At 61.8% G+C, this 25,091-nt stretch carries 22 protein-coding genes; 15 read left to right on the plus strand and 7 right to left on the minus strand.

The features are described 5' to 3' along the window. Positions 1 to 5 precede the first annotated feature (5 nt). The 10 genes from KLP40_RS01615 to KLP40_RS01655 all read left to right on the plus strand — a co-directional run bounded on the left by KLP40_RS01615 (position 6) and on the right by KLP40_RS01655 (position 11,318). Positions 6 to 2,045: an OmpA family protein gene (locus tag KLP40_RS01615; protein WP_215591783.1), complete on the plus strand. Its 2,040-nt coding sequence runs from the start codon at positions 6 to 8 to the stop codon at positions 2,043 to 2,045. A gap of 464 nt (positions 2,046 to 2,509) precedes the next feature. Then, a complete protein-coding gene (locus tag KLP40_RS21130) occupies positions 2,510 to 2,896 on the plus strand; it encodes a helix-turn-helix domain-containing protein (RefSeq protein WP_246558574.1) in 387 nt (128 codons plus the stop codon). Further along, positions 2,818 to 3,468 carry an IS630 family transposase gene (locus KLP40_RS01620; RefSeq protein WP_246558598.1) on the plus strand — a complete coding sequence of 217 codons (651 nt, stop codon included), beginning with the start codon at positions 2,818 to 2,820 and terminating at the stop codon, positions 3,466 to 3,468. Before KLP40_RS21130 ends, KLP40_RS01620 begins: the two co-directional genes overlap by 79 nt. A 32-nt stretch (positions 3,469 to 3,500) precedes the next feature. Beyond that, a complete protein-coding gene (locus tag KLP40_RS01625; protein WP_215591784.1) occupies positions 3,501 to 4,076 on the plus strand; it encodes a hypothetical protein in 576 nt (191 codons plus the stop codon). A gap of 108 nt (positions 4,077 to 4,184) precedes the next feature. Further along, positions 4,185 to 4,775, plus strand: a complete 591-nt coding sequence (locus KLP40_RS01630) for a hypothetical protein (RefSeq protein WP_215591785.1) — start codon at positions 4,185 to 4,187, stop codon at positions 4,773 to 4,775. An 85-nt stretch (positions 4,776 to 4,860) separates the two neighbouring features. Then, positions 4,861 to 5,412: a hypothetical protein gene (locus KLP40_RS01635; RefSeq protein WP_215591786.1), complete on the plus strand. Its 552-nt coding sequence runs from the start codon at positions 4,861 to 4,863 to the stop codon at positions 5,410 to 5,412. A 177-nt stretch (positions 5,413 to 5,589) separates the two neighbouring features. Further along, positions 5,590 to 9,294, plus strand: a complete 3,705-nt coding sequence (locus KLP40_RS01640; protein WP_215591787.1) for a hybrid sensor histidine kinase/response regulator — start codon at positions 5,590 to 5,592, stop codon at positions 9,292 to 9,294. 33 nt (positions 9,295 to 9,327) lie between these two features. Beyond that, complete coding sequence (locus KLP40_RS01645) at positions 9,328 to 10,047, plus strand: LytR/AlgR family response regulator transcription factor (RefSeq protein ID WP_215591788.1); 720 nt, start codon at positions 9,328 to 9,330, stop codon at positions 10,045 to 10,047. A 41-nt stretch (positions 10,048 to 10,088) separates the two neighbouring features. After that, positions 10,089 to 10,685: a PKD domain-containing protein gene (locus tag KLP40_RS01650; RefSeq protein ID WP_215591789.1), complete on the plus strand. Its 597-nt coding sequence runs from the start codon at positions 10,089 to 10,091 to the stop codon at positions 10,683 to 10,685. A 144-nt stretch (positions 10,686 to 10,829) separates the two neighbouring features. Then, entirely contained in the window at positions 10,830 to 11,318 is a 489-nt protein-coding gene (locus KLP40_RS01655; RefSeq protein ID WP_215591790.1) for a hypothetical protein, read from the plus strand. Between the two features lie 20 nt (positions 11,319 to 11,338). Here KLP40_RS01655 and KLP40_RS01660 read toward each other — a convergent pair whose 3' ends face one another. Continuing rightward, a complete protein-coding gene (locus KLP40_RS01660; RefSeq protein ID WP_215591791.1) occupies positions 11,339 to 12,049 on the minus strand; it encodes a hypothetical protein in 711 nt (236 codons plus the stop codon). Positions 12,050 to 13,676: 1,627 nt separating this feature from the next. Between KLP40_RS01660 and KLP40_RS01665 the strand changes: the two genes are divergently transcribed. Genes KLP40_RS01665 through KLP40_RS01675 form a run of 3 tightly spaced genes read left to right on the plus strand, consistent with a single transcriptional unit; the run spans position 13,677 to position 17,244 of the window. Beyond that, positions 13,677 to 15,188, plus strand: coding sequence for an ABC transporter substrate-binding protein (locus KLP40_RS01665; protein ID WP_215591792.1), 1,512 nt, complete (start codon positions 13,677 to 13,679; stop codon positions 15,186 to 15,188). Between the two features lie 8 nt (positions 15,189 to 15,196). Further along, positions 15,197 to 16,228, plus strand: a complete 1,032-nt coding sequence (locus KLP40_RS01670; protein WP_215591793.1) for an ABC transporter permease — start codon at positions 15,197 to 15,199, stop codon at positions 16,226 to 16,228. Next, a complete protein-coding gene (locus KLP40_RS01675; RefSeq protein ID WP_215591795.1) occupies positions 16,225 to 17,244 on the plus strand; it encodes an ABC transporter permease in 1,020 nt (339 codons plus the stop codon). The genes KLP40_RS01670 and KLP40_RS01675 overlap by 4 nt, the downstream gene beginning before the upstream one ends. 412 nt (positions 17,245 to 17,656) lie before the next feature. On the opposite strand, the gene KLP40_RS01680 is transcribed toward KLP40_RS01675, so the two are convergent. The 6 genes from KLP40_RS01680 to KLP40_RS01705 all read right to left on the minus strand — a co-directional run bounded on the left by KLP40_RS01680 (position 17,657) and on the right by KLP40_RS01705 (position 23,655). After that, positions 17,657 to 18,565 (minus strand): SDR family oxidoreductase, encoded by a 909-nt coding sequence (locus KLP40_RS01680; protein ID WP_215591797.1) that lies wholly within the window; start codon positions 18,563 to 18,565, stop codon positions 17,657 to 17,659. Positions 18,566 to 18,709: 144 nt separating this feature from the next. Beyond that, positions 18,710 to 19,354 carry a peptidylprolyl isomerase gene (locus tag KLP40_RS01685; RefSeq protein WP_215591798.1) on the minus strand — a complete coding sequence of 215 codons (645 nt, stop codon included), beginning with the start codon at positions 19,352 to 19,354 and terminating at the stop codon, positions 18,710 to 18,712. 159 nt (positions 19,355 to 19,513) lie between these two features. After that, positions 19,514 to 20,443: a hydroxymethylbilane synthase gene (gene hemC, locus KLP40_RS01690; protein WP_215591799.1), complete on the minus strand. Its 930-nt coding sequence runs from the start codon at positions 20,441 to 20,443 to the stop codon at positions 19,514 to 19,516. A 300-nt stretch (positions 20,444 to 20,743) separates the two neighbouring features. Continuing rightward, complete coding sequence (locus KLP40_RS01695) at positions 20,744 to 21,877, minus strand: DNA polymerase III subunit (RefSeq protein ID WP_215591800.1); 1,134 nt, start codon at positions 21,875 to 21,877, stop codon at positions 20,744 to 20,746. Between the two features lie 152 nt (positions 21,878 to 22,029). After that, a complete protein-coding gene (locus tag KLP40_RS01700) occupies positions 22,030 to 23,238 on the minus strand; it encodes a GlmU family protein (RefSeq protein WP_215591802.1) in 1,209 nt (402 codons plus the stop codon). Between the two features lie 171 nt (positions 23,239 to 23,409). Continuing rightward, positions 23,410 to 23,655, minus strand: coding sequence for a type B 50S ribosomal protein L31 (locus KLP40_RS01705; protein ID WP_215591803.1), 246 nt, complete (start codon positions 23,653 to 23,655; stop codon positions 23,410 to 23,412). Between the two features lie 195 nt (positions 23,656 to 23,850). Here KLP40_RS01705 and KLP40_RS01710 point away from each other — a divergent pair, with 195 nt between their 5' ends. Together KLP40_RS01710 and rdgB are read left to right on the plus strand one after the other, a co-directional pair. Beyond that, on the plus strand, positions 23,851 to 24,237 hold the full coding sequence (locus KLP40_RS01710) for a hypothetical protein (RefSeq protein ID WP_215591804.1): 387 nt from the start codon (positions 23,851 to 23,853) through the stop codon (positions 24,235 to 24,237). A gap of 106 nt (positions 24,238 to 24,343) precedes the next feature. Beyond that, complete coding sequence (rdgB, locus tag KLP40_RS01715; protein WP_215591805.1) at positions 24,344 to 24,922, plus strand: RdgB/HAM1 family non-canonical purine NTP pyrophosphatase; 579 nt, start codon at positions 24,344 to 24,346, stop codon at positions 24,920 to 24,922. The last annotated feature ends 169 nt before the right edge of the window (positions 24,923 to 25,091 follow it).

The following is a 25,091-nucleotide window of genomic DNA, read 5'->3' on the forward strand; positions in this document are numbered from 1 at the left end:
CCATCATGCACAAGTACCTACTCGCCTTTCTGCTACTCACGGCCACGGGAGCTTCGGCCCAGAGCGTGGAGTTCAGCAAAGACCGGTTCGGCAACGACAAGGAGGGCCTCAAAGCGGCCCAGAAGGCTATCAAGCAGGGCGACGAATTCTACGACATGGACCCGCCCCGCTACGAGCAGGCCCTGCCCCACTACCTGGCAGCCCAGAAGTTCAACCCCAGCAACGACCAGCTCAATTTCCGCATCGGCGACTGTTACCTGCATTCGGGCTTCAAGCCCCGGGCCCTGGAATACCTACAGCGGGCCTACCAGCTCAACCCCGACGTGGACCCGCGCATCCACTACCTGCTGGGCCGGGGCCTGCACCTGAATGCCAAGTGGGACGCGGCCATTGCCGAGTACAAGCGGGCCACCCCGGCCACCGGCGCCAAAAACACCGCCGGGCTGATACAGGACATCCAGAAGAAAATCCGGGAGTGCGAAAACGGCCGCAAGCTGGCCGCCAAACCCAGCCGCGTATTCATCGACAATGCCGGGCCGGGGGTGAACTCGCCCTTCCCCGAGTACGGCCCCGTGATTACGGCCGATGAGTCGGTTATCCTGTTTACTTCCCGCCGGGCCGGCTCCACGGGCGGCAACACCGACCCCGAAACCGGCGGTTTCTTTGAGGACGTGTACCAGAGCACCCGCGAGGGCAAGGATGGCTGGAGCGCCGCCCAGAACCTGGGCGAAAACATCAACACCGAGGGCCACGACGCGACCGTGGGCCTCGCGCCCGACGGCCAGCGCCTGCTAGTGTACATGGAAGACAACGGGGGCGACCTGCACGAGGCCAACCTGCGGGGCGTGGAGTGGCGCAAACCCCAGAAGCTGGGCTCCCGCATCAACTCCAAGTACCACGAGTCGTCGGCTTCCTACACGCCCGACGGGCGCAGCCTCTATTTCGTGAGCGACAAGGAAGGCGGCCTGGGCAGTCGGGATATCTACAAAATTGAGATTGACGGGCGGGGGCCGGCCCAAAACCTGGGTTCGGTCATCAACACCCAGTACGGCGAGGAGGGCGTGTTCCTGCACCCCGACGGCAAAACGATGTACTTCAGCTCGGAGGGCCACAACTCCATGGGCGGCTACGACATCTTCAAATCGGTGTTCGAGAACGGCAAGTGGAGTACGCCCGAAAACCTGGGCTGGCCCATCAACACCCCCGACGACGACGTGTTCTTCGTGATTTCGGCCTCGGGTCGGCACGGCTACTACTCCTCCTTCCGCGACGATGGCCTGGGCTCCAAGGACATCTACCAGATTACCTTTCTGGGGGCCGAAAAACCGCCCGTGCTCAGCCAGGAAGACCAGCTGCTGGCCTCCCGGGTGCAGCCGGTGAAGGAAACCCTGCTGGCCCCGCCGGTAGCCATTGTGGCCGCCCAGGTGACCATTCTCAAGGGCGTGGTGACGGAGGAAGCCAGCCGGCAGCCCCTGGAAGCCACTATTGATGTAATTGACAACACCCTCAACCAGGTTATTGCCTCCTTTCAGTCGAATGAGAAATCGGGCCGCTACCTCGTGTCGTTGCCTTCGGGCGTGAACTACGGCATTGTGGTGCGCAAGGAAGGCTACCTGTTCCACTCCGAGAACTTCGATCTGCCGGCCGGCTCGGCTTACGCCGAAGTGGTTAAGGACATTGCCCTCAAGAAGCTCGACGTGGGCGTGAAGGTGGTGCTCAACAACATCTTCTTCGACTTCGACAAGGCCACGCTGCGTAAGGAAAGCACCGGCGAGCTGGAGCGCCTGCTCAAGCTGCTCACCGAAACGCCCGCCCTGCGCCTCGAAATTTCCGGCCATACCGACAACGTGGGCAAGGCCGAGTACAACAAGGACCTGAGCCAGCGCCGGGCCAAAGCCGTGGTCGATTACCTCGTGGCCAAGGGCGTGGACAAGGCCCGCCTGACCTTCGCCGGCTACGGCGACACCCAGCCGGTGGCTCCCAACACCAGCAAAACCGGCCGCCAGCTCAACCGCCGCACCGAATTCAAGGTGACGGGAAAATAGGCTGATGTAACTCCTGTTTTTTTAATATTATTTTAATGATTAATTATTTAAAAAAACAATTCCCGCATTCTTGCTGGTTGTCAATTAACGTCCTATACTTGAGCCGTTAACTCTGCAGAAAATACAACCAAGTTTGTACCTACAACTGGAATTCAACAAAAATAGGATTCAAAACAAACTTCACATCCACTGGAAGGTCAGTGTTTCTATTTGCTCCTCCAATATCCTATAAGAAATTTCAGTCCATTTGTTATGGAATGGGGAGAAGAGGGAATACCTGGAAGGGGTCTAAAATAGTCCTACTCCAGGAGTAATGACAACGGGGCATACCGAGTATTTCGGCATGCCCCGTTGTATCATCTCATCATTAAATTACGAGAGGGTATAATATGAAGCCTTTTTTCCTCTTATAGCGGTTTCGTGAACGGTTCGGTCGTTTTTATTTAGTCACCGTATGCTCTTTTATGCAACCCTACTCGCTTGATTTACGCACCCGCGTGGCCGCCGCCTGTCGCGAACCAAACGCCCGTAAAACCCAGGTCGCTCAACGCTTCGGCGTGAGTCGCTCGTTTGTGGGCGACCTGTTACGCCGTGAACGGGAAACGGGCTCGTTAGCCCCCAAGCCCGCCAGTGGCGGCCCCGAGCGACGGCTCTCGGCTGATGATCAGGCCTGGCTGGTGGCCTACGTTGGCCAGCACGCCGACGCCACACTGGCCGAACTGAATCAGGCCTGGCAGACGCATTCGGGCCGCTCAGTCGGCCAAACCTGCCTCTGGAACGTGCTCAACGAGCAGGACTTACGCCGCAAAAAAAAAGCCTCCACGCCACCGAGCGTGATACGCCCCGCGTAAGAACAGCTCGCGCCGCGCACGTGGCCACGGTCTGCACCCGCCCCGACGTCGCCCGCTTCCACTTTCTGGACGAGACCGCGCTGCGGCTGGATGAGAGCCGCCGCTACGCCCGCGCGAAGGGCGGGCAGCGGGTGGGCGAGGCCATCCCGTTGAACCGGGGCAAGTCCCTGACACTGATTGGGGCCTTATCGGTCAAGGGCTTAGGGGGCATGCAAGTGCTCGACGGGGCCCTGAATCAGCACCGCTTCGCCTGGTATGTGACCCACTGCCTGGCCCCGACGCGGCGGCGGGGCGATGTGCTGGTGCTCGATAATGCGTCGGCTCATAAGCTCGAGGGGGTGAAACAGTGGTTGGCCGAGCGGGGCGTGGAGTTGCTCTTTCTGCCGCCTTATTCGCCCGACTTTAATCCCGTGGAGCAGGCCTGGAGCAAGCTGAAGACCAAGCTGCGGGCGGCCCAGGCCCGTACCCGCGAGGCCTTGCTGCAGGCCCTGCAAGCCGCCATCGACTGGATCACCAGCGCCGATGCGCTCGGCTGGTTTGACCACTGTGGCTATCACGCCACTGCTGGCTGAAAAACGAGCGAACCGTTCACGAAACCGCTATAGTGGTTGCATTGATTTTCGCAGACAATACAACCACATTTGCACAGCAGTCTGCCGTGGATTCGAAGAAGGACAGGAACGCCGGTTTCTTCAATATCACCCAAATCGGGCACAACCGAGGTATCGGGCAGTATTCATTCCGTTCTGATGCCGTTTTTCAAAATCGGGGGTACGTCAACAGACTTCGTACCACGCTCGGCTACTTTCTGTGTCCCGCATTTTCAGTAGGGCTGGGCGTGGGCCTGGACCGTTACGAGAACCCCGGCTACAACACGGCCTCACTGGTGACCGATTTCCGCTACTATACGCGCCCAACGGCCAGTAGTGTATTTGCTGTAGCCACCGCGGGCTACCTGTTGCTGCTGAGCAACCAATTTGCTCCGGGCGCCACGGGCGGCCTAGGCGTAGGCTACCGGTTTATACTCGGGCGCGGTACCCACTTGCTGCTGAGCACAGGGCTGGAGACGCATCAGATTCGGGATGCCAGGCTATTTCTACTAGGGCCAACTTCCGTAGAGACCCTGCAGAGTAACCTCTGGCTCAAATCGGTTTCCTTCAACACCGGCTTGCTATTTTAATGAATCGCGGGCTAGAGAGACGCGAAATGCCGCGTCGCTCTAGCCCGGGCAGTTCGGGCGACTCCCTGTGAAGCGTACACCAGGTTACTATTACACACATCTGCACCCATGCACAACGCCCTCCTGCTACTTACCTGCTTTGCGGGCCTGCTGGCTACTTCCGCCCATGCCCAGCCAGGGCCCGTTAAAAAGAACAAGAATATCGGGTTGTTCAATATTACCCAGCTGGGTAGCAGCAGCGGACTCGGGCAGGTGCGTTTTCCTGGTGAATCTTCTTTTCGGCACCCCGGGGCGCTATCGAGGCTGCGCACCACGTTTGGGTATTTTCTGAAGCCGGAGCTGTCGGTAGGGCTGGGCCTGGGACTGGAAGCCTATGACGTCCCCAAGTACGCCTTCGCCCCCCTGGTAGCCGATATGCGCTATTACCGCCGCCCGGCCCAGAGCAGCCTGTTTGCCGTAGCCACGGCCGGCCACACCGTTTCCCTGACGCAGGAGTTCGGGGCCGGCCTCACGGGTGGACTGGGCGTGGGTTACCGGCTGATTGCGGGCCGCGCCACGCATCTGCTGTTCAGTACCGGCCTGGAAACTCACCAGGTGCGCGACGCGCGACTCTCCCTGTTCTACCAGAAGTCGGCAGCTGACCAACGGCATACGGTTTGGCTAAACTCGGTAGCGGCACATGTGGGGCTCCTGTTCTAAGGGCTGGCGGTTGGCTGCCCTGCCCTTTCTGCTGGGAGGATGCCTTGTGACCAACCGGCACGAGGGCACCCAGCCGCTCTTTCCCTTGCCAGCCCGGTCCCGGGTGCTGGTGACGGAGCTGGATTTCTCGCCCGATGTCGTGTCAACGGTGTATTATGAGCGGGTGCAGCGCGAGTTTGCCGCGCAAGGAGTGCCGGTAGCCTATGCTCCGGAACAAGAGTGGGAGCTGAAAGCCCACGGCATCCGGCACCCGCTCGATAGTCTGCAAATCGGGGCCCTGCGCCAGCTGGGCTACACGCATGTGCTGGTGGTGCGCAGCGCGGGACAGCAGTACGGCGCAGCCGATTATTTTTTCCCCTGGCAGGTTGCGCAGGGGGCCTTGCCCTACGATGGGCGCATCCAGAGTGCCATGGCCAACGCAGGCAGTAAATCCCGCGTGTCGTTTACCCTGATTTCGCTGACAGAGGAGCGCCCCGTGTACCTGGGCATGACCACCTCGTCCGTCGGCTCATTGGCTGTTCAGGACCGGCGTGGGGGCATCACGCAGACCAACCTGGCCGCCACCGAGTACGCGACGCACAAAGCCCTGCGGAAGGGCACACGCCGGCTGTTGTCCCGTAGCCGGCGCGTGCCGTAGCCGCATAGTATACCGCGGCAGGCCGCGGCAGCATCTCGCAACTGGCCGCAGAAGTCGTTTTTCTGCGCCCTCACTGCGCGACCCTGCGCGAACAATACCGGGCTTAACGCCAAAATACCCGCGTCCGCCGAGAAATAGCCCGGGCGCGGCGGCCCAACCAGTATCTTGCGTACCGTGATGCGCCGTCTGCTGCTCCTGCTTTTTTGCCTGCTGGCCCACCTGGCCCCGGCCCAGCCGGGGCCGGGGCGGGTATTTCTGAAGCAGTTCGGGGCGGCCGAGGGGCTGGCCCAGCCGTTCATCTACGCCCTGGCCCAGGACCCGGCTGGCTACCTCTGGATTGGCACCGCCGAGGGCCTGGTCCGCTTCGACGGCACGGAGTTCACCACGTTTACCACCCGCGAAGGGCTGGCCGAGGATTTCGTGACCCGCCTGGCCGTGGAGCCCGGCACCGGCCGGCTGTGGGTGGGCCATTACCAGGGCGGCCTGTCGGTGAGCCGGGACCGGCAGTTCCGGCCGGTTGCCGGCAAGGCGGCGGCCGCGGGCCCGTTGCGGCCGGCCCGGGGCCTGGCCCCGCCCGATACGGCTTTCCGGGAGGCGGGCGAGCCGGCTCCTTCCCCCTCTGATCTGCCCGACTCCGGGCCCACGTTCGGCTTTGCGAAGGTGCTGCCCCCCGGTACGGTGGTGCAGTGCGCGCTGCCCGACCGGGAAGGCAACCTCTGGCTGGGCACGGCCGGTCAGGGCCTGTGGCGGTGGTCGGACCGGCACGTGACGTTCTACCCCTCCGCAGGGCGCGGAACTCCGGCCGTCACGGCGCTGGCGAGCGGATCCTGGGCGTTAGCCGGTTTGGAAAACGGCCAGTGGGGCCGGCTGGGGCCCCACGCCACCCGCCCGGCCGCCGTGGGCATCTTTCCCGACGGCCTGCTGCTGCCCCACGCCCCCACCGTTCTGCTGGCTACGCCCGATGAACGCTCCCGGCCCGTATTCGACAACCATTACCCGCCCGACGTGCCGGCCGCTGTCTGGGCCGGTACGGCCGGGCAAGGCCTCTGGCACACGCCCGTGCCGCAGAAGCCGCCCCGTCAGCCGCTCATGCGGCGGGTGCGGCGGCTGCCGGCCACGGTAGCCGTTACGGCCCTCACCCAGCACCGCAACGGCGACCTGTGGGTGGGCACGGCCCTGGACGGCGTGTTCCGCCTGCCGGCCGATTCAACCCGGCCGGCCCAGCATTTCACCACCGCCAACGGCCTGCTCCACAACACTATTTACGCCCTCACCACCGACTCCGTGGGCCAGGTCTGGATAGGCACCCACGATACCGGGCTAGCGGTGTGGCGGCGGGGGCGGTTCCGCTACTTCCGCTACGGCCAGGGCGGCCTCGACGTATCGGTGCTGCTGACCGATGATGTGGGCCGGGTCTGGATCGGGACGGAGGGCCAGGGCCTATTCAGCTTTCAGCGCAATCAGTTCACCCACTACACGCCGGCCCGGGGGCTGGCTTCCCGCTTCTGTTACGCCCTGGTGCCGGTGCGCTGGGGCAGCAGCTACCACGGCGGCTACCGCCACGATTTCCGCCGGGAGCAGGTGCTGGCCGTGCATCGGGATGCACTCAGCTTTCTGGGGAAGAATGGGGAATTCCGGCCGGCCACGCTCCCGGCTAACCCGCTGGTGCGCGGCCTCCTCCCGCAGGCGGCCGTTGACTGGCGCGAGTACGCCGTGTGGGTGCTGACGCAGTCCGGGCTGCTGCGCCTGGGCACCGCTGCCCCTGATCTGCTGCCCTCCACCCAGGCGCCCGTGCCCTACTTGCTGTCTGGGGCGGTAGACGGCGCCCCGCGCCCGCCCTACCGCCTGGGCGAACTGTCCCCGACCCGGCACCGGGTCAGCTTCCGGTTCCGGGGCGTGAGTTTAAGGCCGGGCGCGGCGGAGCTCCAGTACCAGTACCGACTGCGGGGCTACCAAAACGACTGGAGCCAGCCCACGGCCGTCGGCGAAGCCCAGTTCCCACGCCTCGACGCCGGCTGGTTCACGCTGGAAGTCCGGGCCCGGCTGGGCGAATACGGCCGCTGGTCGACGCCCACCACCACCACCTTCGCGGTGGCCACTCCCTTCTGGCAGACCGGTTGGTTTGCCCTGCTGAGCGTGGCGACCCTGGCAGGCGGCGTCTTCGCCTTCACGCGGGTGCGCACGGCCGGCCTGCGCCGCCAGAAGCGGCAGCTCGAAGCCACCGTGCAGGAGCGTACCGCTGAGCTGCGCCGGCAGAAAGCCGAAACCGAGCAGATCAACGCCGATTTGGTAGTGGCCCGCGACGCGGCCGAGGCCTCGCGCCGGGCCAAGGCCCAGTTTCTGGCCAACATGAGCCACGAAATCCGCACGCCCATGAACGCCGTGATTGGCCTGAGCCACCTGCTGCGCAACACGCCCATCAACGGGGAGCAGCAGGAGTACCTGGAGGCCATCCAGTCGTCGTCGCAGAACCTGCTGGTCATCATCAACGACATCCTCGACTCCTCCAAAATGGAGGCCGGCAAGCTTACCCTGGAGCAGGCCCCGTTCCGGCTGCCGGAACTGGTGGAGCGTGTGGGCCGCATGTTCCGGTTCGCCACCGAAGCCAAGGGCCTCTACTTCCGCACCGAAATCGGCCCCGCCGTGCCCCCGGCCATCCTCGGCGACTCGGTGCGCCTCAACCAGGTGCTCGTCAACCTGGTGGGCAACGCCGTGAAGTTCACCACCCGCGGCGGCGTCACGCTACGGCTGGAGGCGGTGGCGGCGGCCGGCCCCGGCGCAGCGGCAGGCCTGCGGTTTGGCGTGCGCGATACGGGCATCGGCATTCCGGCCGATAAGGTGGAGGCCATTTTCGAGGATTTTTCCCAGGCCAACGCCAGTACCACCCGGCAGTTTGGAGGCACGGGCCTGGGCCTGAGCATTGCCCGCAACCTGGTGCAGCTGCACGGGGGGCGCCTGTGGGTGGAAAGCACGGAGGGCACGGGCTCCACCTTCTGGTTCGAGATTCCGGCCCACCCCGCCGACCCCGCTACCGTGCCGCCCGAAGCCGCGGTGGTGCTGCCGCCCTTTGAGCCGCCGCTGCGGGTGCTGGTGGCCGAAGACAACCTGCTCAACCAGCTCGTGGCCCGCAAAACCCTCGAAGCCTGGAACGTGCAGGTGGTGCTGGCCGACAACGGCCGCCTGGCCGTGCAGGCCGCCCGGGAGCAGGAATTCGACGCGGTGCTGCTCGACGTGCAGATGCCCGAAATGGACGGCTACGAGGCCGCCCGCCAACTCCGCGCCCACTTCCCCGATGCCGCCCGCCTGCCCCTGATCGGCCTCACGGCTTCGGCCCTGCCCGAAGACCGGGTACTCGCCCTCGAAGCCGGCATGAACGACACGCTGGCCAAACCCTTCGACCCGGCCGTGCTCTACGCCCGGCTCGCCCACTACACCGGCCGCACGGCGGCCTCCCCCTTGGCGGAAGCTCCCACGTTGGCTTCTTCTCCCCCGCCCCCCCAACTGCCCACGCTGCTGCCGTTAGCGACTGTGCCCGAGCAGCCCGATTGGGCGCTACTCGAAGAGCTGGCCGGCGGCAACGAGGCCTTCGTGCAGCAGATTGTCCGCACCTTCCTGGCCCAGGCCCCGGTGCTGGCGGCCGAGCTTGAGCTGGCTGCCGCACGGGGGCCGGAGCTGGCGCAGATAGCCCATAAATTAAAGGGGCAGGTGGCGTACTTCGGCCTCCCCCACCTCACCCACCAGCTTGAAACCCTGGAGCAAACGGCCCGCCACCCGACCTCCCATCCGCAGCTGCCGGCGCTGCTCACCACCATCAGCAAGGCCCTGCGGGCTGTGTATCCGCTGCTGGCCAGCCGCCTGCCCGATGCCCCGCCGCCACCATAGGGTTATTTCAAGTAAGCCTGTACCTTTGAGACTATGGCCGAAACTCCCGCTCCACTCCGCTGCCTGGTTGTCGACGACGATGCCCTGGCCCTCCAGATTGTTGAAAACTGCATTGGCAACACGCCCTTCCTGACCCACGCAGTCAGCTGCGAAAGTGCCATTGCCGCCGCTGAAGTCCTGCGCCAACAGCCCATCGACCTGCTGTTCCTGGACGTGGAAATGCCCCTGATGTCGGGACTCGACCTGCTGCGCACCCTGCAAAACCCGCCGCTGGTCATCCTCATCACCAGCAGCAAGAGCTACGCCGTAGAAGCCTTCGAGTATGATGTGCTCGATTACCTGGTGAAGCCCATCAGCTACGCCCGGTTTCTGCAGGCTGCCCAGAAGGCCCTGGAAGTGGTCGGCAGCCCCGTCGATGCGCCCGAAAACGTACCGGCCGACGCCCCGTTTACCTTCGTGAAGGTCGACAGCAAGCTGGTCAAGGTGCAGTTTGACGAGGTGCAGTACGTGGAAGCCCTCGGCGACTACGTGCACATCGTCACGGGCAAGAGCAAGCTCATTGTGTACAGCACTATGCGGGCCGTGGAGGAGAAGTTTCCGGCCGCCCTGTTCGTGCGCGTGCACCGCTCGTTCATCGTCAACCTCAAGCGCGTGCACACCATCGAAGACAACACCATCATCATCGATGCCAAGCACATTCCGATTGGCCAAACCTACCAGAAGGAGGTGTTTCAGCGTCTGAATAAGTTCTAATCCGGCCAATGGGGTCCTTCTGTGCCGTTACCGCTGCCCGCGTGCGTTTCCTGTTTTGCCTGCTGCTGCTACTGCCTTTGGCCACCCGCCCTGCCCGGGCGCAGATGGCCGGCGATACGCTGAGCGTAGCCTGCCCGCCGCCCCGCGTAGCCGAAATGTGCGTGGAACTCGACGCGCGCCGCGCCGTGGACCCGGCCGCCGGGCCGCTCACCTTCCGCTGGATCATGGGCGACGGCACCGAGCTGACTGGTCCTACCGTCTCGCACTGCTACCAGCAGCGCCGCCGCTACACCGTGCAGCTCGATGTGCTGGACGAGGCCACGGGTGAGGTGCGAACCGCCGAAAAGCTCATTCCCGTTGATTTTACCCAGGAAATCGTGCTCAACTTCCGCGCCGCCGACACGGTGCGCGTGGGTCACCCCCTAACCTTCGATGCCCTGGACTCCCAGCTCCCGTTGTGCGAAAACGTGGTAGTGCTCTGGGATTTTCGCGACGGGTACGTTAGCAATGGCTGGCAGGTGCAGCACGCCTTCCGGCGCCCGGGCCGCTACGCCGTGCGCATGAGCCTGCGCGCCAACGGCCCCGACTCCTGCCCCGACAGCCACTGCGTGAGCCGGACGGTGGTGGTAGTGCCCTGATCAGCGTTTGACGAGGCCGCTACCGGTTTCAGCGGGTTAGCGTGCCACTTTGCCCGGCAAGGGCCTTTCGGTTGAGTTTGGGTTACTACTTTCGCTGCCGCTGCTGTGGTTGGCGGCCTGGTCTTCTACCGTATTTCTTCTGCCATGAAACGCTTTTTTCTACTCTTGCTCGGGAGTTGCGCCCTGCTATTGCCATTGAACAGCCGTGCCCAGGAAGTTTCAGCGGCTTATCGGACAGAAGCCATCACTATTACCCGCCAGCTGGCGGCCTTTATCGTGCTCGATGATGCCCGGCAGCTACCCGTCCGCCGCCTCACCCAGCAGCGCCTGAGCCAGGAGACCGAAGCCCGCCAGCTGTACGCCAACGACCCTGATATGCTCCAGAAAAAGCTGACGGCCATCGGGCAGGAGTATACCTTGCAATTGGGCTCCCTGCTGAGCGCTGCCCAGTACGAGCGGTATCTGGCGGCGGCCCCGGGTACGCTGCCGGCCTCGGTGGCGGCCATCCGGCAACCAGCGCCCACTGCCCAGGTTCCGGCCCCGCGTACCACAGCCAGCCACCCAGAGCCAGCCCGCGCCTCTATTCCGGCCGCCCGACCAGCCGCTGCCAAAACGGCCACCGTTCGACGGTAAGTCAGTTTTCTTACCAAACCCTACACCCGGTTGCGGGCGGTCTGCTCGGCGGCCAGGTCCTCGGCCGCCAGCTGGCGCAGAATACCCAGCGTCAGGTCCCAGAGGTCTTCGTAGGGAATGATTTCGATTTCCCCGTAGGCCTGTCCGGGCAACGGGGCCGCCCGCAGCCGTTCCAGCAGGGGCTGGCCTTTCTTCTCGCACGCATCGGAGGCAAAGTTCTCCTTCACCGTCATGAGCAGCAACCGGAAAAACAGCTGGCTCCGCAGCGTGGCCGGGTCGCGCAGGTGGCGTTGCTCGTATTTGCGCAGCCCCTCCAGGCGCGCCAATAGCCCCTCAATGTCACGCCGCTGCAGAAAGTAGAGGAACTGCAGAATCAGGATGGCCACGTTGTAGCCCTGTTTGTCGCGGCTATAATCGGGCACGGTCTGCACAAACTGGGCAAAATGCCGCATTTTCAGCGGCGAGGGCTCGGGGCGCACGAATTGCACGTACGCTTCGTAGAGCTCCCAGCGCTGCTGAGCTGCCGCGCGCTGCTTGCGGTAATAGGGGTTTTTGCGCGCCTGCTGCAGCAGTTCCACCCCCTGCCCGTACTGCCGGGCATGCAGAGCCAGGAGCAGGTAGGTTTCGAGGAAGTAAAACCAGTTACCCGAGGAATAGTGAAAATCCTTGAAGTACTCCTCAGCCAGGGCTAAACCCGTCTTCGCCTGCCGGCACTGCAGATGCGCATACACACTCATGTAGTTATTAAAACGCTTGTCGAAGCGTTTTTTGTTGATTTTATCCTGATTCCAGTCCCTATCAGTTTGTGCGGTTATTTGTATAAGTTCAGCATAATTTCCTACCAATTCTTCTTTTGAAATTTTTGCAGAATATAAGTAATAGAATGTATTATAACTATCAACCATCTTATCAATAGCATCTAGGCGATTTATTACTTCAGGCATTTTTTTTAGCAAAAGTTTACGGTCTTTCACCTTATGATTTAAGGTTAATTTAATATCTGTATATAACTGCTCTGCTTCATCTTCCAGTGCCATTATATTCTGTAGTGAAGCGAATTTTTTTGCCATTGCATTATACTTAGCTGGCTGCCCCATCTCCCCATACATCTTCTTCAATATTCTAGCACCCAATAAGTTATATGAAGTATATTCTGCCTCATCAGCAACTCGCATGAACTTTCGAAAAAGCTTTTCCGCCATTTTATACTCGCCTTCACTACTCAGGATTTTGGCTTGGTGTAAAAGACCTAAGCACTGTTGCTCGTATTGACGAGAAACTAAATGACGAGGATCAGTCTGATCTAGAAAGTAAAGATGATTAAGCAATTTTTGCTGAACCCTAGACTTCAGTTTCCGAAACGTTGTCTGTGTCTTCGCATCCGTTTTGCCATATATTCCCTTTACCAATTGGTGCTGGGTAACAGAAGTACCACTTTCAAGCAATCTAACCAGCTGCAAATCCTTATTAGCCGAATGTTTATCTGAAAAGTCAAGAAACGGCAATACAGCTAGTCTTCTATCAGTCACAATTCTCACCAGATTTATCAGTTCTTCCATGTTATAAATGGCTTTAGGGTTGCTATAACGCTAAAATATAGCATCCGTTGGTATCCTCTATCGATGTCACAAAATATTCTTATCGGCCTTTACTGATTATGATAATCTGCTACACCTTTGCATAGCTATAGTTGGGCTATTTTGCAATAGATGATGTCACAAATAATTAAACTATCACCTGATCCAATCCCTCTATTTCTCATAATAAAGTCTACTAAAGGCGCTTTTTGGCACGAAATGACAAATGTGACACACCCAAAAATGGGTCACGTTTAGCCTTCTTGTTGCCTTTCTGACGGCTGGTTTAGAGCCCACATTTGTGTCGTTCAATCGTCTGAACCACAAAGACTTCTAAACCATGTTAGAGCTCATCGCCGCTGCTATTCTCCAGTTCGCTGTTCTGTCAGCTACTCCCTCTACCACTACAGATGCTACACAGAATGCATCCTCCTCTACGCCTACTACTAATATCGATCATGGTATGGGAGGATGGGGCGATGACCACTAGGGAGTATGTTCTATTACTATTAAAACGTGGTAACTTGCCCGGAACACTCTCCTAAGCGGTTACCCGTTCATGAAGCGACTTTTCCCGGGGTTTTTCGTCCTCCTTCTGACAGTCACGTTCGCCTCTTGTTCTACTTCCGACTCGAATACCGTTACTCCTGCTTTTCGTATTCGGTGGGCTCAAGACCCCGACAACCTGGATCCGCTAGTAGTGAGCAATGGTTCTGCGTTTGAAATAGCCAATCTGACTTACTGTAGCCTTTTAAAGGGAATCGAAGGCAAAACCGATTTCGTGCCGTGGCTGGCGCAATCCTTTCCGACAACCCAGCGGCTCAACGATTCGCTGCTGCTGGTTACCTACCAGCTGCGGCCGGAGGCAACCTGGGATAATGGCTCACCGGTTCTGGCCCGCGATGTGGCTTTCACCCTGAAGGTGATGAACTGTCCGGGCCTGCCGATTGAGATGGACCAGGCCATGTTTGGCTTTATCCGGGACATCCGGCTGGATTCGACGGATGCACGACGATTTACGCTCGTGTGCGTTGGGCAGTCGCCGGACCATGTGCGTTCCTCGGGGGATTTTTCCATTCTGCCGGAATACGTGCTGGATCCGCAGGGAAAACTGCGTGACATAACGCTGCCAAACCTGCGGCAAGCCCAGCCTGCGGGCCCGGTGGTGGCAGACTTTGCCAGGCGCTACCAGGCCCTGCAGCTGCAGAACCACCCCGAGCGACTTCCCGGCTGCGGACCCTACCGGGTTTCGGGCTGGCAAAAGGGGCGCTACCTAACCCTCACGCGCAAACCGCAGTGGTGGGCCGACACCCTGCCGGCACCCCCGCACGTACTGCAGGCTTTTCCGGAAAAGCTCACTTACCAGATCATTCCCGATGCGGCAACGGCCACGCTGGCGCTGCGGCGGGGCGAAATTGACCTGTACTCGCTTATGCCCGCCGCCGAGTTTACCCGGCTGCAGCAGTCGGCCACCGATCAGCAACGGCTGCAGTTTTACACAACGGACTCCCACGAATTCCTGGCGGCGGGCTTCGATGTGCGCAAATCCGTGCTGCGGGATGCGCTAACGCGCCGGGCCCTGAGCCAGCTCTTCGACGTGCCGGCTCTCATTCAGGCAACCCAGCAGGGAGCCGCCGTGGCCAGTGTCGGGTTGATCAGCCCGCGCGTTACCGCTTATTATCACGATAGTCTGCCCCTGCTCGATTTCAGCCCCGTTGCCGCTGTAGAGCTGCTCCGGCAGGCGGGCTGGCGGCGGGCGGGCACGGGCTCCTGGACGCGCCCGAATGCGCAGGGTCAGCCAGAAGAACTGCGTCTGGGCCTGAGCTACCGAGCCGGGGAACCGGCCTACGAAACGGCCGCCCGGCAGTTCAGTGCGGCGGCCCGCGGAGTGGGCATTGCCGTGGAACTGCGCCCTACGGAGCAGTCGGTGCTTTCGCGCCAGTTGCGGGCCGGCGAAACGGACATGTCCATCCGCACCTTCAGCGGCAACCCGTTCTCCTACGATTTCACTCCCCTGCTGCACTCCAAGGGCATCGGGGCCAGCAATACCACTGGCTTTTCGCTGCCCGCCAGCGACCAGCTGATTGAGCAGATTGCGGCTACCGATGATCCGGCCCGAAAGACCCGACTGCTGCGCAAATTTCAATTGTTGCTCCACCAGCAGCGGCCATTCACGGTGCTCTACTTTCTGCGCTACCGGGTAGCGGCGGCCCGGCGGTTGAGCGTGCCCGTTACGGGCCTCAAACCGGGCTACGAAGCCGCGCGCATCCGGACGAAGGTTTCCCAGCCGTAAGCCGGGGCGTGCGGGTACTGCTGCGTCATACTGCCCGGGCTCTGGTGGCCGTCTGGCTGACGCTTTCGGCTTTATTTCTGCTAAGCCGGTCCGTGACGGATCAGGCTGCCTTCATCCAGAGCACCCTTACCAGCAATACCCGCCTCGACGCCCAGACTAACCAGGCGGCCCTGACCCGGCAACTGCTGCATCGTTACGGTCTCGATGTCCCGCTTTTTTACGTTTCCTGGCAAACGCCTACGGGTTGGCGCTGGCACGGCTGCCGCAACCAGTATCACTACTGGCTAGGGCAATTGCTGGCCGGCGACCTGGGCCTGTCGTATCGCCAGGGCACGCCGGTGCGGGAGTTGCTGCGGGAGGCCCTTCACTACACCTTGCCCCTCACGCTGCTGGCCACGGTGGGCAGTGTGGCCCTGGCCCTGGGGCTGGCCGTGAGCCTGAGCTACCGACCCCGCTTTCGCCGTTTGATGCTGCTGGCTTTGCACGGCGTACAGAGCTTTCCGCTGTTTCTGGTGGCGGTAGGGCTGCTGCTGCTGCTGGCCAACCCCGATGCGCTGGCCTGGTTTCCCGCGTTCGGACTGGGCCTGGAGCAGGAATCGGGCGGATGGTGGCAGAGCACGGCCGACCTGCTCTACCACCTGGCCTTACCGGTGCTGAGTCTGGTCATAGTGAGTCTGCCGGGGCTGGTGGTGCAGCTCGACGGAGCCATCCGGCAGGAGCTGGCGCTGGCTTACGTAGCTACGGCCCGGTCGAAGGGGGCTTCCCGGCGGCGCACACTGTGGCGCCACGTGCTGCGCAACGCCCTGCTGCCCACCCTGGCCCAGCTCACCGACCTGCTCCCTAACCTGGTAGCGGGCTCAGTGGTGGTGGAAGTGCTGTTTGCCCTGCCGGGCATGGGTCGCCTGCTGGCCGAAGCTGCCGCCACCCAGGACTACCCGGTCCTGCTGGGAGCCGTAGGCCTGGTGGCCGTAGTGCGGCTGGCGGCCCAATGGCTCACCGATGTGGCCTATCAGCTCACCGATCCGCGCATCCGGCTATGAGGCAACTCTGTTTCCCCAGGTCCTTTTCGCTTCGTCAGCTGTTGGCGGCGGGTTGGCTGCTACTGGTAGTAGGCGCCGCGACCTGGGCTCCTTCCGCCGCCCTGGCTCCCGATCTGGCCCACATCAGCCAGCCTCCCGGGGGCACCGAGCACTGGCTGGGCACTGATCCGCAGGGCCTGGATGTCTGGGGGGCCTTGCTGCAGGGCGCACGCACGCTGGTGCTGGTCAGCGTTCCGGCCAGCCTGCTTACACTGCTGCTGGGCACCATACTGGGCAGCGCCGCGGGCTTTCTGCGGAACTCCGGCTGGCAGGTTAGCTGGCGCAGCTTGTCAACTCTTCTGCTGACAGCCCTGGCCGCCCTGGTCCTCGGGCCCCGCCTGGTGCCAGCCAGCGCCTGGTTGCCCGGGGTGGCGGCAGGTAGCTGGATTCTGCTGGGCCGGCTCCGTTTGGGGCGGCGCCGGGTAGCCGTCCCGCTCGATGCGCTGGTACTGGGGCTTATGTCGCTGCTCGAATCGGTGCCGCTGTTGATTCTGGTGCTGGCGGCAGCGGCGGTACAGCGCCCGTCGCTGGGTGGCTTGGTGGTGTTGTTGAGTCTGACCTGCTGGACCACCCCGGCCCGGCTGATGCGGGCCGCCACCTTGCAAGTCAGCGCCCAACCTTACCTGGAAGCCGCCCGCGCCGCCGGCATTCCAACCGGCCGGCTATTGGTGCGGCATATCTGGCCCAATACGCGCCACGTGCTGCTGGTACGCTTTCCGCTCACAATAGCCCTGCTCATCGGGCTGGAAACCACCCTTTCCTTCCTGGGCGTGGGTCTGCCACCCGAAGTATCGAGCTGGGGGCAGTTACTGGCAGCCGTCCGTTTCGCGCCCACCGCCTGGTGGCTGGTGCTCTGGCCTGGAATAATGCTGGTATCCACCATCCTGAGTCTGCACATTATGGCGCAAAACCAAGCAAATGATGTCACACCGACAGCAGGTATTCTCAGTAAAATCAACGAGACAATTATAGACTAATCTCTGCATACGAGTCACCACGGTCACTTGCTGCTAGTATACTGAAGCGCAGTTATCAGTTTTAAGCAAGAAATATTGTCTTAATACAAGTCACAATTACGACGTAAATGTCCTTTACATCCCCGTATATCGTCCCTAACATTGTCATGTTGAACGGCCGGTACCAGAGACGCTACCACCGCCAATAATGCCGCCGGCAGACCCATCAACGGATCAGAGCTGGCGAAATCATTTCCAGTATTTCATTGCCCGGCCTCTGGGTTGGAGCATATTCCCGATATACCGAATTCAGTACGAAGCCGCCGTAGCTGCTCGCAGCGCGCTCCGCTACTGTCAGGTTGTTGCAATAGGTGTGTGAAAATCCCGTGGGCGTTGTCTGCGGGCTTTTTTTGCTCGTTCGTATCCTAACGGGTTAGCCAGCCGGCTCCGCTTGCCGGGCTACCAGGGCAATGCCGGCGGCAAACGAGTGAGGCCGATAGCCCAGCTCACGTCCCGCTTTTTCAATGATGAAACCCGTGCGCAGAGGGCGGCGGGCGGGCTGCGAAAACGTGCTGGCATCCACCCGGCTAATAAGTGACGCATCGAGCCCGAAGTACGCTGCTACTGCCAGGGCCATCTGATAGGGTGTGAGCAGTTCGGCCCCGCTCAGGTGGTAGATGCCGGTGGCCTGGTTCCGGGCGGCCAGCCAGCAGCCCTGGGCCAGATCTTCGGCCAGCGTGGGCGTACGCAGCTGGTCACTGACCACCTGAATGGGTTTACCAGCCCGGAGCGAATCCCGCACCCAGACCACAAGGTTAGTCCGGCCGTACTCGTGGGCCACGCCATACACCAGCACCGTCCGCAGAATGGCCCAGGGGGCGCGGCACTGGCGCACCAGCCCTTCGGCGGCCAGTTTGCTTTCCCCGTAAAAGTTAACCGGCCCGGGCTCGGCCTCCTCAGTCAGCGGACCGGTTTCGCCGCTGAAGATAAAGTCAGTGCTCAGGTGCAGCAGGTGTACCTGATGCTGCTCGCAGGCGGCTACCAGGTGGGCCACGGCTGTCACGTTCTGCGCCCAGCACGCAGCCTGGTTCAGCTCGCACTCGTCCACGTTGGTCATGGCGGCCGTGTGCAGGAGGTGGGTGGGCCGCTCCGCTCGAACTACCTCCTGCACCCGGACGGCATCGGTAACGTCCAGGGGGACGAACCGCACGGCGGGATACAGGCGGGCCAGCTTGTTGGTCCCCCGGGAAGTGGCCACTACTTCCACCTCGGCCTGCTGGGCCAGCAGGGCTACCAGTTTCTGGCCCAGCAGGCCGTTGGAGCCGGTAATCAGAATTTTCATGGGAGAGCCGGGCTAGGAGTTGGCGGGATGCATCAGGGCTTGTTGCCCGCAAATTGGCAGATAAAAGCAACACCGGACAATAGGTTGCCCGGTGTTGCTGCAAGTTCGGAATACCCGCTTTCTGCCCGGGCAGCGGCAACAGGACTATTGGTATTGGTAGCCGTAGAGTTCGGTTATCTTCTTCTTTTTCAGCTTCTCCACTTTCACGGTCATCTTGATGTCCGTGACGGGGCGGTTCCGCTCGGCGGTGGGCAGCTGGGCAATTTTGTCCACCACATCCTGGCCGCTGATAACCTGGCCGAATACGGTGTACTGGCCATCGAGGTGGGGCGTGCCGCGGGGATTCTGCACGATGTAGAACTGGGAGGCGCTGCTGGCCCGTTCGGGGTTGATGAAGTCGGCGGTGCGGGCGGCGGCCACGGCTCCGCGGCGGTGGGTCAGGTCGGGCCGAATTTCGGCCGGAATCAGCTTTTCATTGTCCTGGCCGGCGCCGTCGTTGGCGGGGTCCGCGTCCTTGGAATTAGGGTCGCCACCCTGGACCATGAAATTCGGGATGACGCGGTGAAACGTGGTGCCGTTGTAGAAGCCGCTTTCGGCCAGCTTCAGGAAGTTGGCCTTATGCAGCGGAGTCTGGTCGAAGAGGATCATCCGAATGTCGCCCTGGCTGGTACTGATGGTCACGACTTCGTCTTTTTTACTCTTGCGCGGCCCCCTGGCCGCCTGCAGCGTGGGGGCCACCAGTCCCAGTAACAGGCCAAAAAGCAGAGTACGGCGAAGAAGTTTGCTCATGCGTGAAATCGGGTCGGGCAATGATGGAATGGTAAAATTACGCGGTTTACGCTTATGCTGCCTGGCCAGAACACCAGGTCGGATTGGCAGCCTAACACCGATCCGGCCCGGCAGCAGGTCGCCTGGCCGGACGCCCCATGCTCCCGCCAGTTGTCGGGGCTACTTCGCCCGGATGTCGTCCAGGATTTGCTGGCCGCCGCGGGCCAGGATGCTTTCGGCTACTTCCGCGCCCAGGGCGGCAGCCTGCTCCGCGGCGGCTACGCGGGTTTCTTCGAGCAACTGCTGACCGTTGAGGCTGATGAGGCCGGCATGCAGTTGCACCGTCTGGCCATCGGGACTGAGGGTGGCCAGGGCGAAACTGGGGATGCTGCAACCGCCTTCCATGGCGCGCAGATAAGCCCGCTCGGCGCGCAGGCACACGTGGGTAGGGCCGTGGTCGAGGAGGCGGTGCAACTCGGCTTTGAGGCCGGGCTCCAGGTTGCGGGCGCACTCAATGGCCACGCTGCCCTGGCCCGTGGCCGGCACGTACTGGGTTTCAGGCAGCACGTGGCGGATCAGGCCGTCGTATTCCATGCGGTGGACACCGGCGTAGGCCAGCACCAGGGCGTGGTATTGGCCTTCTTCAAGCTTGCGCAGGCGCGTCTGGAGGTTGCCGCGGGCTTCGGCGGTGGTGGCATGGGGCAAGAAGCGGCGCAGCATGGCCTTGCGGCGGGTGCTGCTGGTGCCCAGCACCAGGTCGGGGCGTTGCAGGTCCAGGTCGGCGTCGAAGCTCACCACCACGTCGTTCACCTGTTCGCGCTCCATGAAAGCCAGCAGCTCCAGATCGGCCGGGATGGTACTTTGTACGTCCTTGGCGCTGTGCACGGCCACATCAATATGACCGGTGCGCAGGCTTTCCTCCAGCTCCTCGGTGAATACACCTTTGGAGCCGATTTTATCCAGGGAACGGTCCAGCACCACGTCGCCCTTGGTGGTGATGATGACGATTTCCGGGGTCAGGCCGGCGGCCGTGAGCAGGTCGGCTACGTGGTGGGCCTGCCAGAGGGCCAGCTTACTGCCCCGCGTACCGATGCGAATAGAGGTCTTCAATTGGAAGTTGCGTCAGAAATCAGGAAACTTGGGGCCGAAACAGGCGGCCCCCTGCGTGCCGGCAAAGATACGCCCCCGGCCGGAGCCCGACAGCCTATACCGGTTTTAGCGGCAACTATAGCAAATCAGCAAACTGTATTTGCTGCGTTTAGAAGTAATGGAGGTCGATTTTGTAAGCCCCCACCGCTTTGCTCATCTACTGCTGTTGCGCCGTTGCATGTAGCGCTAACTCTGTAGTCCGCGTCCCCGTGCCGTTCAACTGGCTTTGGCGACGCGGGGACGAGAACTACAGAGTTAGCGCTACATCCGCAGCAGCTCGGCCAGATGCAGGGAGGCGTCCAGGAACACCATGCGGGGGTTGGCGTTGCGCTCCACATGGTAGTGCGAATCGTTGAGTTCCCGGGTGATGGCGTCGGCATTACGAGGTGTCACGAAGGGGCTGAAACCCTTGATAAAGCCCTGCTCGCCAGCGGGCAGGTGGGGCACCAGCTGGGGGTCGAGGCCGAAGAGCAGCACTTTGCGCAGCAGGGAAAGGGCATATTGGAAGAACTCCTTCTGGTTTTCGCGGCCCAGCTTCTGGAAGTCGTCGCTCAGGCTCAGCATTTCGGCCACTTTGTTGCCGTAGCAGGTGCGCATCCAGTTCACGAACAGGGTGTAGTAGTCGTGCTCGGCGGCGGGGCCAGCGCTGGCCGCCAGGGCCGCGCCCAGGTTGCCTTCGGTGAGCTGGGCTAGCTGCCGGGCTTTCACTTCCGGAATGTGGTGGGCGGTGTGCAGCCAGGCCGTGAGTTCGGCTTCGGCGGGGGCGCGCACCACCACCGGCTGCACCCGGCTGATGATGGTGGGCAGCAGCTGCTCGGGCGCGTAGCTTACCAGCAGGAACACGGTGGCGGGCGGCGGCTCCTCCAGCAGCTTGAGCACGGCGTTGGCAGCAGCCGGATGCATGAGCTCGGGCAGCCAGATAACTACCAGCTTGAAACGGGCCTCAAACGCCTTCAGGCTCACCAGCCGCAGTAGCTGCAGGCTTTCGTCCTTGGAAATGCTGCCCTGCTTATTCTCGGCCCCAATGTGCTGCATCCAGTCGTTGAGACCTTGGTAGGGGTTTTCCAGCACGAACTCCCGCCACTCCGCCCCAAACTTGCTGCTCGTGGCATCCTTGGCCACCGCCTTAGTGGTAGTTACGGGCACAATGAAGTTGAGGTCGGGGTGAATGAGCTTGTCGATTTTCTGGCAGCTCGGGCAGTGGCCGCAGGAGTCGTCGGCCTCGGGCCCGCGGGCTTCGCAGTTCAGAAACGCCGCGTACGCCAGGGCCAGGGCCAGCGCCGCCGAGCCCTCGGCCCCGCGAAACAGCTGGGCGTGGGCCACGTGATTGCGCCGCACGCTGCTCACCAGCAGCTGCTTGACCTGCTGCTGGCCGGGAATATCAGAAAAACGCATGGCTGTTGGAGCTTATGTTTCAGGCAAGGGCTGTCATGCTGAGCGCAGCGAAGCATCTCGCGTGCTGACGTCGGAATTGGTTGGGCAACACGAGCACGCGAGATGCTTCGCTGCGCCCAGCATGACGCGCATTTTTTACAACAATTCCTAAACTATCCCGCCTTCTCCCACACCCGGTCCTTGGCAGTAGCGTCGTAGACGTGCTGCATGATACCTTGCTCCACAGCGTCGTAGGCGAGCTGGCGGCGGGCCATGACGCGCTCGGCTACCTCGGCTACTTTGGGCAGGCGGAAGGTTTCGAACCCGGCCGAACCGCCCCAGCTGAAGCTCGGGATGAAGGTGCGCGGGAAGCCCGCCCCGAAGATGTTGGCCCCCACGCCCACCACCGTGCCGGTATTGAACATGGTGTTGATGCCGCACTTGCTATGGTCGCCCATCATCAGGCCGCAGAAGGTCTGGCCCGTGTTCACGAATCGGCCGGCCGAGTGGCTCCAGATTTTAACCGGGGCGTAGTTGTTCTTGAGGTTGCTGGTGTTGGTATCGGCCCCCAGGTTGCACCACTCGCCAATCACGGAGTTGCCCAGGTAGCCGTCGTGGCCTTTGTTGGAATAGCCCAGCAGGATGCTGTTGCCCACTTCGCCGCCCACCTTGCAGAAGGGGCCCACAGTGTTGTCGCCGCGCATTTTGGCGCCGGGGTTGATGTGGCTGCCCTCACAGAGCGCCAGCGGCCCGCTGATGATGGCGCCCTCGTGCACCTGGGAGTTGCGGCCCAGGTAAATCGGGCCGTTTTCGGCGTTGAGGATGGCCGCCCGGATTTTCACGCCCGGCTCAATGAAGATGTTCTCGGCCCCGTACACGATGGTGTGCGCATCGCTGACCGGGGCCGACTCGCGGCCTTTGGTCAGCAGGTCGAAATCCTGGCGGATTTCGGCCCCGTTGCGCAGAAACAGGTGCCACAGTGCCCGGATGGCCGTCACGGGCTCCGCCACCTCGCGGGTTTTCTGGAAGCCTTCCTGAATCAGCTCGGCCACCTGGGTGGCGTCGGAGAGGTGGGCGGCTACCAGCAGTTCCCCATCAAAAAGGGCCTCGCCGGGCGCCAGGGCCTGCACCTGCCGGATCAGCAGCTCGTCGGGACACACGGCGCCGTTGATGACCAGGGCCGGGCCCTGGGTTTCGCCGGCCGGAAATTTGGCTTGCAGGTAGTCCTGGGTGAGGTAGCCGACCTGCTCCACGCCCAGGCGGTGCTGCCATTTTTCGGCCAGGGTGAGAATGCCGCAGCGCAGCGCCGCCACCGGCCGGGTAAAGGTAAAAGGCAGCAGATGGGGCCGGATGGCCGGGTCGTCGAAGAGCAGAACGTGCATGGCGGAGTTGTGCGTAGTGCTTAGAGAGTAGGGCTTAGACCGGAGCTGCGGTAGGGTCCGGTCCGTTAATATAGAGGTGTGAAGAACAAAAAAACTCCCGTCAGTCGAGCTGGCGGGAGTTCTTCTGGTAGTGGCCTAAGCACTTATAACTAAGCACTAGGCACCAACAAATTACTTCTTGTTGTAGCGGTTGCGGAATTTCTCCACACGGCCGGCCGTATCAAGCAGCACGTTTTTGCCAGTATAGAAGGGATGCGACTCCGAGCTAACTTCCACCTTGATTACGGGGTAAGTCTTGCCGTCTTCCATCGTGATGGTCTCGCCGGAGCTCATCGTCGAACGGGTCACAAATTTGAAGCCGCTGGAGGTGTCCTGGAACACCACCTCACGATACTCGGGGTGAATCTCTTTTTTCATGGTCGTAGTGACGTTTGTACCTTGTTGCCTGCCGATTTTGCGGAAGGGACTGCAAAAGTACACGTTACGTCCGGATTTTAAAACCTATTCGCATCTTTTCCCAAATCCCATAATCCTTAACCTTGCCATCACACACTATCTGCCCGGATACCTGTATACTTGCGTACTGATTTTTTTACTACCGCTATCTACTTTATGGTCCGTTCCGTTACGCCGGTTCTGCTGGTTTTGCTGCTGCTTTCGGCCCTCACCTACGGGGCCGGCTTCATGCTGTTCCGGGCCCAGACGCAGGAAGGCGGCGTGCGGCTGGAGTGGCAGGCTCCGGGGGGACAGCAGGTGAGTAGCTACGACGTGTACCGCCGGGATGCCGCCGCTCCTGACTTCGACCAGATTACCAGCCTCAGCCCCACGGCTCAGGCCGAGTACCGCTACTTCGACGCAATGAGCCCCGCCGTGAAAGGCCCCGTCACCTACCGTCTGACGGTGCGCAGCCCTACCGGCACCCGCTCCTACCAGACTGCGCCCGAAACCGAAAACCCCGTAGCCCGCTCCTGGAACCTGATTAAGGTGATGTTCCGCTGAAATCGTCCGTTTGATACCCGTACGTTCTGACTCACCGGCCCCGGGCCGGTTTTTTTATGTCCGTACCTTGCGGGCGGTTGATTCACTTCCCCCAACCTGCTGCTCCATGCGCCTCTGCTTTGCCTCCAACAACGCCCACAAGCTCGATGAAATCCGCCCCCTGCTGCCTGCTTCCGTGGAGCTGGTCAGCCTAGCGGCTATCGGCTGCCACGAGGAACTGCCCGAAACCCAGGACACGCTCGAGGGCAACGCCCGCCAGAAGGCTCAGCACGTCTGGGACCATTTTGGGGTGGCCTGCTTCGCCGATGATACCGGGCTCGAAGTAACGGCTCTCCACGGCGCGCCAGGGGTCTATTCGGCCCGCTACGCCGGCCCCCAGCGCCGCTCCGAGGACAACGTGGCCAAGCTGCTCCAGGAACTGCAGGGCCAGTCCGACCGCACCGCGCAGTTCCGGACGGTGGTGGCCCTGGTGCTGCCCGGCGGCGAAGTGCACGAGTTTGCCGGCGCCGTGCCCGGCCGCATCACGGAGCAGCAGCGCGGGCAGGCCGGCTTTGGCTACGACCCCGTTTTTGAGCCCACCGAGGGCGACGGCCGCACCTTCGCCGAAATGGATTTGACCGAGAAAAACGCCCTCAGCCACCGCAGCCGCGCCGTAGCCGGCCTGGTGGCTTTTTTGAACGGGTGAGGTGAGGAGGTGATGGGGTGATGGGGTGATGGGGTGAGAAGGTGCAGTTCTGTCATCCTGAGCGGAGCGAAGGACCTTGCACTATCAACCGGTAAAACAGCATAAGGTCCTTCGCTCCGCTCAGGATGACAGAACTGCACCTTCTCACCCCATCACCTCCTCACCCCAA

It is taken from the genome of Hymenobacter piscis, assembly GCF_018760735.1.
Lineage (GTDB): Bacteria > Bacteroidota > Bacteroidia > Cytophagales > Hymenobacteraceae > Hymenobacter > Hymenobacter piscis.